The 15,475-nt window shown below is 66.6% G+C and carries 14 protein-coding genes; 4 read left to right on the forward strand and 10 right to left on the reverse strand.

Features of this window, described 5'->3' with window-relative positions; translation table 11 throughout:
• Positions 1–4 precede the first annotated feature (4 nt).
• Together AACX88_RS06115 and AACX88_RS06120 are read right to left on the reverse strand one after the other, a co-directional pair.
• Positions 5–886: a VOC family protein gene (locus tag AACX88_RS06115; RefSeq protein WP_339392213.1), complete on the reverse strand. Its 882-nt coding sequence runs from the start codon at positions 884–886 to the stop codon at positions 5–7.
• Between the two features lie 64 nt (positions 887–950).
• Positions 951–2,753 carry an FAD-dependent monooxygenase gene (locus tag AACX88_RS06120; RefSeq protein WP_339392214.1) on the reverse strand — a complete coding sequence of 601 codons (1,803 nt, stop codon included), beginning with the start codon at positions 2,751–2,753 and terminating at the stop codon, positions 951–953.
• 121 nt (positions 2,754–2,874) lie between these two features.
• On the opposite strand from AACX88_RS06120, the gene AACX88_RS06125 reads away from it, so the two are divergent.
• On the forward strand, positions 2,875–3,543 hold the full coding sequence (locus AACX88_RS06125; protein ID WP_339392215.1) for a GntR family transcriptional regulator: 669 nt from the start codon (positions 2,875–2,877) through the stop codon (positions 3,541–3,543).
• Positions 3,544–3,882: 339 nt separating this feature from the next.
• A complete protein-coding gene (locus AACX88_RS06130) occupies positions 3,883–4,101 on the forward strand; it encodes a hypothetical protein (protein ID WP_339392216.1) in 219 nt (72 codons plus the stop codon).
• 100 nt (positions 4,102–4,201) lie between these two features.
• On the opposite strand, the gene AACX88_RS06135 is transcribed toward AACX88_RS06130, so the two are convergent.
• The 7 genes from AACX88_RS06135 to sdhC all read right to left on the reverse strand — a co-directional run bounded on the left by AACX88_RS06135 (position 4,202) and on the right by sdhC (position 11,979).
• On the reverse strand, positions 4,202–5,629 hold the full coding sequence (locus AACX88_RS06135; RefSeq protein WP_339392217.1) for an amidohydrolase family protein: 1,428 nt from the start codon (positions 5,627–5,629) through the stop codon (positions 4,202–4,204).
• Positions 5,630–6,403: 774 nt separating this feature from the next.
• Positions 6,404–6,568 (reverse strand): hypothetical protein, encoded by a 165-nt coding sequence (locus AACX88_RS06140; protein WP_339392218.1) that lies wholly within the window; start codon positions 6,566–6,568, stop codon positions 6,404–6,406.
• Positions 6,569–7,117: 549 nt separating this feature from the next.
• Positions 7,118–8,386, reverse strand: coding sequence for a D-alanyl-D-alanine carboxypeptidase family protein (locus AACX88_RS06145; RefSeq protein WP_339392219.1), 1,269 nt, complete (start codon positions 8,384–8,386; stop codon positions 7,118–7,120).
• Between the two features lie 203 nt (positions 8,387–8,589).
• Positions 8,590–9,381 (reverse strand): succinate dehydrogenase iron-sulfur subunit, encoded by a 792-nt coding sequence (locus AACX88_RS06150; RefSeq protein WP_009379493.1) that lies wholly within the window; start codon positions 9,379–9,381, stop codon positions 8,590–8,592.
• Positions 9,381–11,141: a succinate dehydrogenase flavoprotein subunit gene (gene sdhA / locus AACX88_RS06155; RefSeq protein WP_009379491.1), complete on the reverse strand. Its 1,761-nt coding sequence runs from the start codon at positions 11,139–11,141 to the stop codon at positions 9,381–9,383. Before sdhA ends, AACX88_RS06150 begins: the two co-directional genes overlap by 1 nt.
• Before the next feature lie 9 nt (positions 11,142–11,150).
• On the reverse strand, positions 11,151–11,600 hold the full coding sequence (locus AACX88_RS06160) for a succinate dehydrogenase hydrophobic membrane anchor subunit (RefSeq protein WP_009379489.1): 450 nt from the start codon (positions 11,598–11,600) through the stop codon (positions 11,151–11,153).
• Position 11,601: 1 nt separating this feature from the next.
• Positions 11,602–11,979 (reverse strand): succinate dehydrogenase, cytochrome b556 subunit, encoded by a 378-nt coding sequence (gene sdhC, locus AACX88_RS06165; RefSeq protein ID WP_009379486.1) that lies wholly within the window; start codon positions 11,977–11,979, stop codon positions 11,602–11,604.
• 270 nt (positions 11,980–12,249) lie between these two features.
• On the opposite strand from sdhC, the gene AACX88_RS06170 reads away from it, so the two are divergent.
• On the forward strand, positions 12,250–13,359 hold the full coding sequence (locus AACX88_RS06170; protein WP_339392220.1) for a mannose-1-phosphate guanylyltransferase: 1,110 nt from the start codon (positions 12,250–12,252) through the stop codon (positions 13,357–13,359).
• Positions 13,360–13,370: 11 nt separating this feature from the next.
• On the opposite strand, the gene AACX88_RS06175 is transcribed toward AACX88_RS06170, so the two are convergent.
• A complete protein-coding gene (locus AACX88_RS06175) occupies positions 13,371–14,579 on the reverse strand; it encodes a globin domain-containing protein (RefSeq protein ID WP_063249140.1) in 1,209 nt (402 codons plus the stop codon).
• Positions 14,580–14,766: 187 nt separating this feature from the next.
• Here AACX88_RS06175 and AACX88_RS06180 point away from each other — a divergent pair, with 187 nt between their 5' ends.
• Positions 14,767–15,405, forward strand: a complete 639-nt coding sequence (locus AACX88_RS06180) for a helix-turn-helix domain-containing protein (protein ID WP_167560066.1) — start codon at positions 14,767–14,769, stop codon at positions 15,403–15,405.
• Positions 15,406–15,475: the final 70 nt, after the last annotated feature.

Below are 15,475 nucleotides of genomic sequence, written 5' to 3' on the forward strand. Positions count from 1 at the left end.
GCGATCAGCTCCTCTCCACTGGGGGAATGCCGAAGTCCATGGCGTTCGGCGGGACCTGCCCGTCCCATTGGTTCAGCCACCACGGGTCGGTCTCCTCCCAGATGCGGGCGGGACGGTCGTCGTCGAAGATGTGCTCCATGTCGGTGTAGAGCTCGATGATGGCACCGCTCGGCTCCTCATAGTAGACGGCGATGTTGTCGCCTGCTCCGTGGCGCACAGGTCCCCAGAGGAGCCGTGAGCCGCGACGTGCGAGGCGATCGGCGAGCCGGCCCAGGTCGATGAGGCTCTGCGTCTCCCAGGCGTGGTGATGAAGCTTGACGACGGGGGATTTGAGGATCGCGACCGCGTGGTGCTCGTTGTTCGCGCGCAGGAAGAATCCGGCATCGGCGCCGATCTGATCCGAGACCCGCAGATCGAACACGTCGACGAGGAAGTCGCGCATCCCCACTGTGTCGGGTGTCTGGACGTTGATGTGGCCGAAGCGATCGGGTCCGACTTCGCCACGTTTGATGAGCGAATAGTCGGCCTGCTCGGTGTACACCTGCCAGGTGTAGCCGCCCGGGCCGATGAACGCGAAGCCGTTGCCGACCCCGGTCTCGATCGAACCCTCGGACAGGATCGCATAGTTGCCGCGATCGACCTTCTCGCGGATCGCTTCGAGGTCGTCTGTGCTGGCGGCGACCATGCCGATGTGGTCGACCGCGTCCTCGGCGGCCTGCGTGTAGACGATCTCCTGGCTCTTGGCCTGGGCCGACAGGGCGGCCTTCTTGGCCGTGCTCTCGACTTCGCTGATGCCCAGCACTTCGACGGCGTTGCGGATGCTGCCGGCGAGGTCGGTGGTACGCAGCGATAGGTATCCGATCTCTGAGATGGATCCGATGGTCATGGTCCTCACTCCTTGGTTCTCGTGGTGGTTGTCGTGTTCGAGTGCCCGTTACGGCCGGGGATGCTCAGACGGTCTGGGATTCCGGGGCGCGCTGTGCTGTGATCCGGCCGAAGACCTCGCGCAGCTCCTGTGCAGGGTCTGCGACCCCGTCGCTGCTGCGGTAGGCGATGTAGCGGTCCGGTCTGACCACGATCGCACCCGTGCGGCCGATCTCCCGTTGCTTGAGCCACGCAGCCCGGACGTCGATGTAGTCGCCTTCGAGGACGCCGACTGTGATTCCACGAACGGGGACGCCCAGCTCGGAGCCGATGGTCTCGGCGGCGCGGATCCAGTCGTGTCCGTCCTCTCCGGCAATGACCAGGAACTCGCCTGCGACCAGCGATCCCAGCGGCACACGATCTCCTTCTCGCTCGACGAAGGCATGCGGCAACGGGTGTCCCGGTCGTGTGCTCGGCACGTACAGCCGGGTCTCATCGAGAGCCGCCGGTGCGGGGGAGCCGTCGGCCACGATGGCCGTGGATTCGTACGTGTAGCCGAATTCGACGTTGTGATGGCGGAACTCCATCGTCTGCGAATCGATGGCGGCGTTGAGAGCGTGGCGCTTCTCGACCGAATCGGGACGCGACTCCCAGAGGGGCATGAGTGCTTCCCAGTTCTCCTCACCCGACTGGTCGGGCGAGACTCCGAGCGCCTGATCGATGGTGAAATGGTTCATCGCATTGCGCAGAGCGTTGTCGACGTTGTGCTGGTCGACGGGACGACGTTCGGTCTCATAGGTGTCGAGCAGCGCCTCCGACGCCTGTCCGCTGAGCACGGCGGCGAGCTTCCACTGCAGGTTGTAGGCGTCATGCACGGCGGAGTTGAGGCCGAGCCCGCCGGTCGGCGGGTGCCGGTGGGCGGCATCGCCGATGAGGAAGACAGGACCGCGGCGGAACTCATCCGCGATGACCCCCTCCAGGACCCATGAACTGATCTTGTGGACTTCGAATTGGTGGTCGGAGAGCCCGAGTGTAGCGCGCATGCGTTCGAGCACGCGCTCCTCCTGCATCGCGTCGGGGTCGTCGGTGGCGTACTGCATGTGGAAGACCCACTCCTCTGAGCTGCCGCCCCAGTGATCGGGTCCCATGGCAACGAGGACACCGCTCCACGATCCTCCGAAGTCGGGATTGACGAACCAGCGGATGAGGACCTCGTCATCGGGCAGCCAGGGTTTGAGGTCCGCCGTCATGTGGATCGAGATCATCTTCTGCAGGTCGGTGGGCCCGGTCATGCCGATTCCGAGCATGCGTCCCACGGTCCGCCCGCCGTCGGCGGCGATGAGGTACTTCGCCTCGATCGTGTATGCGGAACCGTCGTTGTGATCCGCGATGGTTGCGCTCACCCCGTCCTCGCGCACCTCGAGGGCGGTGAGTTCGTGGTTGAAGCGGACGGAGCCGTCGGAGCCCACCTCCTCGGCGCGAGCGAGCAGCAACGGCTCCAGGCGGATCTGCGGAAGATTGGACGTCGCGCAGGGGCTGGCGGCGATGTAGTCGGGATCGGAGTAGCCGCCGCCCCACGCCTCGAGCTTGCCGAGCTGCCGGCCGAAGTGTTCGCGGTCGCCGTTGAGGCCTGCGTACCAGCCGGTATAGCGCATGTTCTCGGGCGGACAGGTGCGTGCGTAGATCTCCTCGGCCACACCCAACTCGGTGAAGATCTCCATCGTGCGCTGATTGAGCACGTGGGCCTTCGGCAGGACCGAGGTTCCTGGTCGCATATTGATCAGTATCGAGGGAATTCCTCGCAGTGACAGCGCGGTCGACATCGTCAGACCGGCACCGCCGCCGCCGACGATGAGCACCGGCACGCTCTCAGTTCTGTTCTCACTCATGTGCATCCTCCTTGACGCTGGCTGTGTTCTCACCTCATCACGAATCTATCGATGAATCAAGAAAAAATATATAATTGGTGAAATTACCGATGATTCTTCCAGGAGTTGCTACTCTGGATCCATGGCAACGGCATCGACACTCACCGAGCAGGTTCTGGCCGGCCTGCGGACGGATATCCTCGCTGGACGCTTCCAGCCGGGGACGAAGCTCAGAGTCAGCGATCTGAGCGAGCGGTTCCAGGTCAGCGCCTCCGCTGTGCGCGAAGCGCTCAATCGTCTTTCGGAGCAAGGACTGGCCGAATCCCTGCCGCATCGGGGATTCCGAGTCACCCCACTGTCCATCGATGATCTGCAGGACCTCACTCGCGCTCGCGTGCTCCTCGAATCGATGCTGCTGCGCGAGTCCATGCGCCTCGGAGACCTCAACTGGGAGGCGACCGTCGTTGCTGCTCTGCACAAGCTGCAGGGGCTCGCGATCCTCAGGTCCGACGGCGAAGTCGACGCCGACTGGGTCGATGCTCACAGCCACTTCCACCACGCCCTGATCGCCGGGGCCGGCACGACCAGACTGACCGACGTCGCCATGAACCTCCGCGATCGCGCCGAGCTGTACAGGCACTGGTCACGCATGCTCGCGGGTGACAGCGACCGAGGGGTCGGGGCCGAGCACGCTGAGATCGCGGAGCTCGCTGTAGCCAGGGACGAGGCCGCAGCGGAAGCTCTGTCGGCGCACATCGAGCGCACGACAGATGCGCTCATCGCTGGTCTTCCGGAGCTCACGCCACCATAGAACTCGATCGGAGCCGCAGGACCTGCGCAGCACCACTGCGGCGTCGCCTGACTGTGAACAGGAAGTCCCAGCGTCACGGGCAAGTGCGCGACGCTGGGACATCTGGAAAGTGGGGCGTGGCGGACTCCGGATTTCGGACCGGCATTCGGACCTCTCGCTTGCGAAGACCGCTCACCGAACCGCGCGCATCTCCTGCGCCGGCTCCTTGACATGTGCGACCACGGGGTTACCATCACGAGTACCCGCAGTGCCGCGCTGTCCGCGCCCAACCATGTCTGCACGCCGAGTTCGGTTGGGGGCACGGAGCAGCAAGCGTTCGCCGTCTCTCAAGGAGGAATCGTGAACTCAGCTCAGTCGTTCAGCGAAGTGCCCGAGCCGGACCGGATGGAGCAGAATCAGGACCTCGACGACCCCGAGGGCGTCGTCGCCTCGGAGGTCACCGGCGAAGACGCCGAGCCCACCGGCTCGCTGCCGGCGGTGCTCGAAGCCGATTCCGCCGACGTGGCCGAACAGTCGGTCGAGGTCGGACTCGGCGACGAGGACCATCCCCAGCAGTGATGACGCCGCCGCTCAGGTGCTCGGGTGCACGGCAGTGGTGTCCCGGGCGCTCAGGTCCTCGCGCGCGGGTCCCTGCTGAGACGAGTCTCCGGCACGCGGGTCATTTCGCGGCCTGGGTGGGGCGATCGCTGCGGTAGTCCGTGTACATGTACGGGTTGTCGAGCACCTTCGTCTCCGGGATCTCCGGATTCATTCCGCTGATCCACGTCTCCTCGCCGAGGCGGGAGCGCAGGTGATCGACGGTCGATTCCGCCCGCGTCCGCAGGGCTGCCAGGTCGACGCCGAGCAGCCGATGATCGTGCTTGACCATGCGCCCGTTGACCAGCACCGTGTGGACGTCGCCGCGACCGGCCTGCAGGACCACATGCCCGTAGGGGTTGACGATCGGGAACCACGTCGGGGACTGGTCGTTCTTGAGCAGGACGACATCGGCCTTCTTGCCCACTTCGATGCTGCCGATATGGGAATCGAGGCCCAACGCCCGAGCGCCGCCCATCGTCGCCCAGTTGACGACCTCCTCGGCGCGCAGAGCACTATGCGTGACCGTCTCACCCGCTTCGTGGGCACGCAGATGCTCACGAGAACGGTCGGCGCCGAGCGTGGAGCGCATCGCGGCGAAGTGATCGCCGGAGAACCACACGCTCGTGTCGACCGACAGCGAGACGGGAATGCCGTGCCGACGCAGCTCCCACGAGGGCGGATATCCCTGACCGCAGCTCTGCTCGCTCTCCGTCGACAGGGACACCGACCCGCCCGTCGCGGCGATGCGCTGATACGAGTCCTCGGTGAACGTCGCAGCGTGGACGTAGATCGACTTCTCGTCCATGAACCCGGCTTCATACATGAGGCGCAGGCTCTCATCGGTCGTCGCACCCCAGACGCCCGCATGCGTGTTCACGGTCAGACCGAGCTCGCGGGCCATCTCGAAGGCACCGCGCTCCGGGAAGGCCGGATCACCCGTGACATCGAAGGCGAGCTGGAAGGAGAGCATCGGGTCCCGGCGGTTGCGGCGATTGACGAAGCTGACGAAATCCGCGCCCTTGGACCATTCCCACGGACTCTTGTAGATGTTGCCCGGGGCGAAGACGAACCGACCGGGAGTGTCCTCGAGCGCATCGAGGGCCGCCTCGGCGTGGTCGACGGTCTCGAGGCCATGCGACCAGTCCACGGTCGTCGTCACCCCGGACTCGAGGGCATCCCATGCCGAGAGCAGGTTGCCCACAGCGATGTCCTCGGGGCGGAAGGCCGTGCCGTGCTCGAGGTAGTACCAGACGAAGTACTGCGTCAGCGTCCAGTCCGCACCGTAGCCGCGCATCGCGGTCTGCCACATGTGCCGATGCGTGTCGACCATGCCCGGCATGAGGATCCCGCCCTTGGCATCGATGACGAACGCGCCGGGCGGCACCTCGAGATCGGTGCCGATGGCCGCGATCGAGTCGTCTTTGATGAGGACGTCGGTGTTCTCGAGCGGCGGCTGCCCATCCATGGTGAGCACTGTGGCATTGGTGAAGAGGACTGGCTGATTCACTTTCACTCCTGTGTGGAAGGTCCAAGGGGACCGCATGCTGGACTGCGGTCCTGGTCTCGTCTACGCAACGGTGCTCCTCACCTCGGGGAGTGTCAAGGACGCGCAAGTCTGCCGGGGGAGTGGCTCGAAGCGGTCCGTACACGCCGAGTGCCTCGTCGCAGAAAAGGTCAACGTCCGACTGTCATTGCTGGTCAGAGGCGTGGAAGACGGGCGGCTGCCCGTGGGCGGGGTTGCCGAGCGGCGACCGGTTCACTCGCGGCGCAGGCGAAACCGCCATGGCAATGCTGCTTGTCATCCACACGTGATGAGATCCCGCATTCAGCGCGTCTCACCGCATTCGATTCCCGCTGTCGATCTCGCAGATCCTCTCAGGGCGCTTCTCCCCGTCGCGGCATCCTCGAGACCGACGATGATCCGTCGCATGCTCGTGAGAGGGTGTTGAGTGGACTCCGACGACGGCCGACGGTCAAGTGCGCGTCGAGAACTCCATCGCCGAGGCTGCTGCCGCGCAGCCTCGAATCGTCAGGCAATTGTTATAGAAACTTCAACTTCTTCGCATTGATCGGGAATCCCAGCCCTGTGACACGACTGGCCGTGAATGCGACGACGCCCGGACCGGGCGCCTCTGACAATGAGGTACCTGGTCCGGGCGTCGTGGCCGATTCTCGGAATCGGAGTGAGCGTCACCGCTCACGACGGGAGGTGCGCTCGCACTGCGTCAAACCCGGCAGTGCGAGGCCTCGTCCCGGTCGAATCCGTCGATCGAGATCGCTCTCAGGCGGCCAGCGGCGTGGTCTCACGCAGCGACGAGCCCGTGAACAGGACGGTGCGGCCGGTGGAGTCACTGATTGTGACCTCCCCGTCCTCCGTGCTGATCTGCGGATCGATGAGGCCGGCGTGCCGGACGGCACGCCGGACCCACTGTGGGAACTCAGACATGGGTTCCTCTCCTTTCTGTCAGCGACCAGGGCAGGCATCGACGCCTGCTCCAGGTCGTGTGGTCGTTTCGGCGATGGGTGGTCGCCGGGTCTCAAAGTCGGCGGATGCCGACGGACGCGAACGGTGATGGGTGGTCACCGCGCGACAGCAGGTCTCAGGCGACTGACGTCGTCGCCTTCTCCTGCGAGATTTCACCGTGATGCGGGTCGGTCCCTACGGTGGCGGGATCGCGATGCGAAGAGACACAGTGTCCGTGGCGGATCATCGTGTGAAAAGTGAACCCGGCGGCCGTCATGAGCGGCCTGCCTTCTCCAACGTCGACCGGTCGATGCTCGCCGGTGCGATGGTCCGATGATGCCGGACGCTTCGAACGCAAGTGATCAGCTTAGACCCTCGCGCGGTCACAAGTCAAAACGACGACCGTTTGTCTGCGTCGGCCGCAATTGGCCTGGCGCCGGCAGCAGCCAGCCGGCCGCAGCCAGCCTGCCGCCTGTCCGCGCCGGCTGCAGCCAGCCTGCCGCCGGCCGCAGCCGCCCGCCGCCCACCGCCTCAGCTCAGCGCCCGGCGCCGCTTCCGCAGCCGCACCCAGAGCACGATCGCCGCGACGAGGAGGAGGACGCCCCCGCCGAGGAGGGCGAGCGGCAGGATCCCGATCGCCACGCCCGTCGATGAGCCCTGTGCTGCCTCGGTGGCCGAGACCGCATCGGCGTCGGCCGCCCCACCGGCATCGCCGCCGCTGCCCGAGGCGGTCGGGGTCGGCGCTGCGGCGGCACCGACGGGCACCGTCGTCACGGTCTGCGGAGAGGTCTGCGCGAAGTCCCATTCGAGGAGGTCGACGGCGGCCTGCCGCGAGTTGTTCTCCGCTCCGAGCAGGGCCGAGACGACCGTGCGGCCGTCGCGTTCGGCGACGGCGATATAGGAGCCCTTCGCCGTCGTCGTGTACCCGTTCTTCAGCCCGAGTCCACCGTCGACCCGGCCGACGATCTTCGTGTGGTTCTGGATCTCGTAGCCTTTGAACTTCTTCTTCGTCTCCGGGTTCGTCCCGCCGGGGAACTTGTACGTCTGCGTGCCGATGATCTCCATGAGCCGCGGGTTCTTCGTCACCGCCCACGCGAGCTTCATCATGTCCGCGACCGTCGTGTACTGGTTCGGATCGTCGAGTCCCGAGGTGTTGGCCGCGCGCGTGTTCGTCATCCCCAGCGCCTGCGCCTTCTCGTTCATCAGCGCCACCGCCTTCTCCTGCCCGCCGGCCGCCCGACCCAGGGCGTTGGCGGCATCGTTGGCACTGGACATGAGCATCGCGTGGAAGAGGGTGTCGACCGTGTAGTCGTTCTTCTGCATGAGACCGACCTTCGTCCCGTCGATCTCCATGTCCTCGAACTCGGCCGTGACCTTCTGCTTCGGATCGTCGAGGACGTCGACGAGCGCGAGCGCCGTGAGCAGTTTGATCGTCGAGGCCGGCGCGTGCTTCTTGTCGATGTTCTGCGCCACCTGGAGCTCCCCGGTGTCGAGGTCCCCGACGAGCCAGGACGTGCCCACCGGCTGCGGCGGCTTCGCTCCATCGCCGAGGTTGTCCGGCGTGACGTAGATCTTCTCTCCCTTCTTCGTCTCCTCGGGCTGAGCCTGCGAGGTGCCGGGGGAGAGGACCAGCTGAGAGACGACGAGGAGGAGCGTGAGGACCGCGGCGGCGAAAATGCGCCGTGAGCGGGGCCGAATGGACCGGGAGGCGGCCGGGACGGCTGTCTCGGGAGCGGGGGAGCGGCCGTGGGCCGCGGTGGAAACAGAAGCAGGTGTGACGGTCGGAGAAGCAGAACGCATGCGGACCAGTGTACGGATCACCGGTGTCGCGCATCCTCAGGTTCGGTGCCGAGCACGTGTCCTGCCGCCGAACATCGACTCCGCCGCCGAACATCGACCCTGCCGCCGAGAGCTGCGGCACCCGGGAACGACGAAGGCGGTCGTGCATGGGCACGACCGCCTCGGCGGATCGGATCAGCGGCGGGGGACGACCCCGCCCCGGATCAGAAGGCGCGCTGCAGGATGGCCTGCTTCACCTCGGCGATGGCCTTGGTGATCTCGATGCCGCGCGGGCAGGCATCGGTGCAGTTGAACGTCGTGCGGCAGCGCCACACGCCTTCCTTGTCGTTGAGGATCTCCAGGCGCATGTCGCCGCCCTCGTCGCGCGAGTCGAAGATGAAGCGGTGCGCGTTGACGATCGCGGCCGGACCGAAGTACTGGCCGTCGGTCCAGAACACGGGGCACGACGAGGTGCACGAAGCACAGAGGATGCACTTCGTCGTGTCGTCGAAGGCCTCGCGCTGCTCAGCAGACTGCAGGCGCTCGCGCGTGGGCTCATGACCGGAGGTGATGAGGAACGGCATGATCTCGCGGTACGACTGGAAGAAGGGCTCCATGTCGACGATGAGGTCCTTCTCGAGCGGAAGGCCCTTGATCGCCTCGACGGTGATGACCTTGTTCGTGTCGAGGTCCTTGAGCAGGGTCTTGCAGGCCAGGCGGTTGCGGCCGTTGATGCGCATGGCATCGGACCCGCACACGCCGTGGGCGCACGAGCGGCGGAAGGACAGCGAACCGTCGATCTCCCACTTGATCTTGTGCAGGGCATCGAGCACACGGTCGGTGCCGTACATCGTGACCTTGTACTCCTCCCAGTGCGGTGCTTCGTCCGTCTCGGGATCGAAGCGGGCGATGCGGAAGGTGCAGTCGAAGGACGGGATCTCTCCCTGGTCTCCGCTCACATGCGAGGGGAGGTCGACCTTCGACGCCGGCTCCGGGGTGGTGGTTTCGGTGCTCATCAGTACTTACGCTCCATCGGCTGGTAACGGGTGACGACGACGGGCTTGGTCTCCAGGCGCATGCCCGGGATCCCTTCGGCCTCCGATTCCGGATCGAGGTACGTCATGGTGTGGTGCATGAAGTTCTCGTCGTCACGGTTCGGGAAGTCCTCGCGGAAGTGACCGCCGCGGGACTCCTTGCGGTGGATCGCTGCCACCGTGATGACCTCGGCGAGTTCGAGCAGGAAGCCGAGCTCGACGGCTTCGAGCAGGTCGAGGTTGTAGCGCTTGCCGCGGTCCTGGATGCCGACGTTGTCGTAGCGGGCACGGAGCTTCTCGATCTCCGCGAGCGCCTCGCGCAGCGTCTCGTCGGTGCGGAACACCTGGACGTTGGCGTCCATGATCTCCTGCAGGTCCTTGCGGATCGCGCCGATGCGCTCGGGTCCGTCGGAGGTCCGCAGGCGCTCGAGCACGGCGACCGTGTCGGCCTGAGGGTCCTCGGGCAGTTCGACCATGTCGGCGCCCTTGGCGTATTCGGCGGCGGCGATGCCCGCACGCTTGCCGAAGACGTTGATGTCGAGCAGGGAGTTCGTGCCCAGGCGGTTCGAGCCGTGGACGGACACGCACGCGCACTCGCCGGCGGCGAAGAGGCCGGGGATGACGGTGTCGTTGTCGGCGAGCACCTCGGAGGCGATGTTCGTCGGAATGCCGCCCATCGCGTAGTGCGCGGTCGGGAAGACCGGCACCGGCTCCGTGTAGGGCTCGACACCGAGGTAGGTGCGGGCGAACTCGGTGATGTCGGGCAGCTTCTCGTCGATGTGCGAGGGCTCGAGGTGGGTGAGGTCGAGGAGGACGTAGTCCTTGTTCGGACCGGCGCCGCGGCCTTCGCGGACCTCGTTGGCCATCGACCGGGCGACGATGTCACGCGGAGCGAGGTCCTTGATCGTCGGGGCGTAGCGCTCCATGAAGCGCTCACCCTCGGAGTTGCGCAGGATCGCACCCTCACCGCGGGCGGCCTCGGACAGGAGGATGCCGAGACCGGCGAGACCTGTCGGGTGGAACTGGAAGAACTCCATGTCCTCGAGCGGGATGCCGCGGTTGTAGGTCACGGCCATGCCGTCGCCGGTGAGCGTGTGGGCGTTCGAGGTGGTCTTGAAGACCTTGCCGACGCCGCCGGTGGCGAAGACGACGGACTTGGCCTGGAAGACGTGGATCTCACCGGTCGCGAGTTCGTAGGCGACGACGCCGGCGGGACGACGGACTCCGTCGACCTCGGTCATGACGAGGTCGAGGACGTAGAACTCGTTGTAGAACTCCACCCCGTGCTTGACGCAGTTCTGGTAGAGGGTCTGGAGGATCATGTGGCCGGTGCGGTCGGCGGCGTAGCAGGACCGGCGCACAGGCGCCTTGCCGTGGTCACGGGTGTGACCGCCGAAGCGGCGCTGGTCGATCTTGCCCTCGGGGGTGCGGTTGAACGGCAGCCCCATCTTCTCGAGATCGAGGACGGCGTCGATGGCCTCCTTTGCCATCACCTCGGCGGCATCCTGGTCGACGAGGTAGTCACCGCCCTTGACGGTGTCGAAGGTGTGCCACTCCCAGTTGTCCTCCTCCACGTTCGCCAGGGCCGCGCACATACCGCCCTGGGCGGCGCCGGTGTGGGAACGGGTGGGGTAGAGCTTGGTCAGGACCGCGGTGCGGGCCCGCTGACCCGACTCGATGGCGGCGCGCATGCCAGCGCCACCGGCGCCGACGATGACGACGTCGTAGTGATGTACCTGCATGTTTCTCCTTTAGGCCTGGCAGAACGACGCGAGCAGCGCGGGGTCGGCTCCGGCAGGGCAGGGATCGAAGGTGAAGATGACGAGCGTGCCGAGCACGAGGATGACCGCCGAGGCGATGTAGAGGATGAGCTGGAGGCTCATCCGGGTGCCGGGCTTCTCGGCGTAGTCCATGATGATCGTGCGCAGGCCGTTGGTGCCGTGCAGCATGGCCAGCCACAGCATGAGGAGGTCCCAGATCTGCCAGAACGGGCTGGCCCACTTGCCGGCGACGAAGCCGAAGTCGATCTGCTGGACGCCTTCGCCGGCCCAGAGGTTGACGAAGAGGTGCCCGAAGATGAGGATGACGAGCACGATGCCCGACAGACGCATGAAGAGCCACGCGAACATCTCGAACTTCGAGCGCGTGGACTTGTGGCGGGAGTAACCGGTGCGAGGCGCCGGAATCGATGTTGTGCTCATATCAGCCTCCGAACGTGTGCATCAGCTGGCGGGGCACGAACGCGACCATGACGATGAGCCAGAGGATCATGACCCCCCAGAACAGCTTCTTCTGGTTCTTCGGTCCGCCCTTGGAGAAGTCGATGAGGATGACGCGCAGGCCGTTGAACGCATGGAAGGCGATCGCGGCGACGAGGGCGATCTCCCCGAAGGCCATGATCGGCGTCTTGTACGTCCCGATGACGGCGTTGTACGCCTCGGGGGAAACGCGAACGAGTGCTGTGTCGAGCACGTGGACCAGCAGGAAGAAGAAGATTCCGACGCCTGTGACGCGATGCGCGACCCAGGACCACATTCCTTCTCCACCGCGGTACAGAGTGCTCGTTGACGCTTGGGCCACGGAGCATCCTCCATCTTGGATGAATCGACGATGTACAACATGAAACTACGCCCAACGCCCCGCAGTTGCCAGTCGGTCCGCCGCTGAGCGGGATGGATCACACCCAGACCCTGGCAGTTCCCTCACAGCGACTGATTCCGCGTGCTGGGACGGCGATTTACCACATATTCATGTGCGGTAATTCGCGGCCCGGTGCGCTCGGGATCTCCTCACCCCGACACGGCGGAGAACTTCGCAGAGGCGGTGCCCGGACTCTGAGACACTGAGGGGGTGAACACGCACTTCCACGCCATCATCCCCGCGGGCGGATCCGGAACCCGGCTCTGGCCGCTCTCCCGCAAGGCATCCCCGAAGTTCCTCCACGACGTGCTCGGCACCGGACGCAGCCTTCTCCAGTCGACGTGGGATCGGGTCGCCCCGCTCGTCGGCGATGACAACGTCTGGGTCGTCACCGGTGAGAGCCACCTCGACCAGGTCGCCGAGCAGCTGCCCGAACTGTGCCCGAGCCGCATCGTCGCCGAGCCTTCGCCGAAGGACTCCGCCGCGGCCATCGGACTGGCGACCCTCCTCATCGCGAAGACCGACCCCGAGGCGATCGTCGGCTCGTTCTCCGCCGACCACTCGATCACGAACGTCGACGAATTCCGTTCCGTCATCGAACAGGCCTGCGCAGCCGCGGAGACCGGTGACATCGTCACCGTCGGCATCATGCCCCGGAACCCCGCGACCGCCTACGGCTACATCAAGACCGGCAGTCTGCTCGGCCTCCCCGGCGCTCCCACCGCCCGCCGGGCGCTCGCGTTCGCGGAGAAGCCGGCCGCGAGCACGGCCCGCCGCTACGTCGACTCCGGCCGCTACCGCTGGAACGCCGGAATGTTCATCGCCAAGGCCTCGGCCTTCCTCGAGATCCTCCGGACGGAGGACCCGACCCTCTTCGAGGGCCTGTCGCAGATCGCCGAGGCGTGGGACACGGAATCCCGTGACGCCGTGCTCGCCGAGGTGTGGCCGGGCCTGGAGAAGCGCGCGATCGACTACGTCGTCGCCGAACCCGCCGCCGAGGCCGGTCGCGTCATCGTCATCCCCGGCGACTTCGGCTGGGACGACGTCGGCGACTTCGACTCCGTCGTCCGGCTGCGTCAGCCCGTGCCCGGCGAACCGCGCGGGGTCATCTCGATCGGCGGGTCCTGCGACCTCCTCGAAGTCGACGCCTCGGGCGTCGTCTTCTCCGAGCAGCCGCGCACCGTCGCCATCGTCGGACTCGAGGACCTCGTCGTCGTCGACACCGAGGACGTCCTCCTCATCATCTCCCGCTCACATGCCCAGGACGTCAAGAAGGCGGTGTCCCTGGCCGGCGAGCGCGGCCTCGACGACCTGCTCTGAGCCTCACCGCCTCACTGCGGGCTCTGCGCCCAGAGGTCGGGTCCGAAGACCTCGTAGTGGATGCGCTCGGCCGGCACGCCCTTGTCGATGAGCGCGAGCCTCGTCGCCTGCATGAACGGCAGGGGACCGCACATGAATACCTCTGCCTCGGCGGGCACGGCGATGCCGCTGAGGTCCATGAAGCCGCTGCGCGCGGGGTGGAGGGTCGGAGCCTCGGTCGCGCCCTCCTCGTACCAGTTGAGCGCCTGCGCATCGGTCATCGCGAGGATCTGCCGGCGCAATCCGGCGTAGAGCGCGTGATGGGCGTGTGAGCGGTCCGCGTGGTAGAGGCGCACCGTGCGGTCGGGCTGGCGCCGCGAGAGGTCCTCCATGATCGCGGCGATCGGGGTGATCCCGATGCCCGCGGAGACGAGGACGAGCGGAGCGTCGGACTCGCCGAGGACGACGTCGCCGGCCGGCTGCGAGAGCTTGAGGACGGTGCCCGGCTCGGCATTGTCGAACAGCCAGCCCGAGACGACACCATCCGGTGCCCCGCCGACGCCGCGGACCCGCTTGATCGTCACCCGCAGCGAGTCCCCACGGGGACCCGAGGAGATCGTGTACTGCCGCGGCTGGGTCGAACCGTCGGGGAGCTCGACGAGAATCGCGACGTACTGACCGGTGCGGTGGCTCGGCACCTCGCCGGAGACGGGGGCGAGCAGGAGGGAGAAGACCTCGTCGGATTCGTCGAAGCGCTCGACGACCCGGTAGTCGCGCCACGGGTGCTCGGGATCCGTGCCGCCCTGCGCGTAGAGCCTCGCCTCCTCGGCGATGAGGGCAGTGGCGAAGAGCCAGTACACCTCGTCCCACGCGGCGGCGACCTCGTCGGTGACGGCATCGCCGAGCACGGTCTTCACCGCGCCGAGCAGGTACTTGCCGACGACGAGGTACTCCGAGGCCCTGATCCCGAGCGAGACGTGCTTGTGGGCGATCCGATTGAGCACCGGGGTGAAGTCGGGGGCGTCGGGGTCGATGAGCTGGACGGCGAAGGCGACGACCGAGGCCGCGAGGGCCTTCGGCTGCTCGCCGACGGCCTGATTGGCGGTGTTGAAGATGTTGAGAAGCTCGGGGTGGGCCTCGAACATCGAGGGGTAGAACACCGAGGTGATCTCGTCGGCGTGTGCGGCGACGACGCCGGCCGTGGCCGCCACGATCTCGTGTGACTGCGGGCTGAGCTGCATGGGGATCCTTCGTCAGGGGGCGGTTCGTTGGCTCCAGGGTGGCAGCGGGGCGCGCAGCATGCTCGGGCTTCGACCGTGTTTATTCGGCCGTGACCGTCCGTTCGGCGCTGTGACCACAGCCGTTGTCCCACTTTTCTACGCGGCGTAGAATAGTGGTGCGTTCGACGCCGACGAACAGGATGCCGCCATGCCGCGCAGGACCACCGACTACAGAGGACTCACCGAGCCCAACCGGGTGCGCCTCCTCGGCGCCGTCCAGGAGCACCCCGACCGCTCCCTCAAGGAGCTCGCCGAGGCGGTGGGCCTCCACGTCAACACCGTCCGCGACCACCTCGGCGTCCTCATCGCCGAAGGCCTCGTCAGCTCCCGGCCCCGGCCCTGCGGCACCCGCGGCAGACCCCCGACCGTCTACCGGGCCGTCGACGATGCGCAGATGAACCCGGCGGCGCGGAAGCGCATCGATGAGGCCCGCCGCCTCGGTCCGGTGCTGCGGCGGATCGGCATGTCGTGCCGGCCGCAGCGGGTGCGCGACCTCGGCGAGGACGCGGGAGACCAGTTCGAGACCCTTTTCGAGCACCTCGACGACTCCGGACTCGAGCCCGTCGCCGACGAGACCGAGCTGCGCGTCTCGCTCGCCGCGTGCCCGCACCTCCAGCTCGACGGTGACGAGCGGACCATGGCGTGTGCCGTCCATGCGCGGCTGCTCCGCGACATCCTCGCCCAGGTCCCCGGACCGCTGACGATCGACGAGGTCGAACCGTTCCTCACCCCGGACTCCTGCGAACTCCGCCTCCTCGCCGCCCGCTCGAGCGCGCAGACCGCCTGAGGGGCGCGGCTGGGGAGGGAACGAAGTCACCGAACGTGTCGAATTTGGTCACGAGGGGTCCAAACCCGCG

Source organism: Brevibacterium metallidurans, assembly GCF_037101285.1.
Taxonomy (GTDB): Bacteria; Actinomycetota; Actinomycetes; order Actinomycetales; family Brevibacteriaceae; genus Brevibacterium; species Brevibacterium metallidurans.

Coding starts and splice junctions, on each gene's coding strand:
- AACX88_RS06115 (WP_339392213.1), bottom strand. CDS start 886: ATGACCATCGGATCCATCTCAGAGATCGGATACCTATCGCTGCGTACC.
- AACX88_RS06120 (WP_339392214.1), bottom strand. CDS start 2,753: ATGAGTGAGAACAGAACTGAGAGCGTGCCGGTGCTCATCGTCGGCGGC.
- AACX88_RS06125 (WP_339392215.1), top strand. CDS start 2,875: ATGGCAACGGCATCGACACTCACCGAGCAGGTTCTGGCCGGCCTGCGG.
- AACX88_RS06140 (WP_339392218.1), bottom strand. CDS start 6,568: ATGTCTGAGTTCCCACAGTGGGTCCGGCGTGCCGTCCGGCACGCCGGC.
- AACX88_RS06145 (WP_339392219.1), bottom strand. CDS start 8,386: ATGCGTTCTGCTTCTCCGACCGTCACACCTGCTTCTGTTTCCACCGCG.
- AACX88_RS06150 (WP_009379493.1), bottom strand. CDS start 9,381: ATGAGCACCGAAACCACCACCCCGGAGCCGGCGTCGAAGGTCGACCTC.
- sdhA (WP_009379491.1), bottom strand. CDS start 11,141: ATGCAGGTACATCACTACGACGTCGTCATCGTCGGCGCCGGTGGCGCT.
- AACX88_RS06160 (WP_009379489.1), bottom strand. CDS start 11,600: ATGAGCACAACATCGATTCCGGCGCCTCGCACCGGTTACTCCCGCCAC.
- AACX88_RS06175 (WP_063249140.1), bottom strand. CDS start 14,579: ATGCAGCTCAGCCCGCAGTCACACGAGATCGTGGCGGCCACGGCCGGC.
- AACX88_RS06180 (WP_167560066.1), top strand. CDS start 14,767: ATGCCGCGCAGGACCACCGACTACAGAGGACTCACCGAGCCCAACCGG.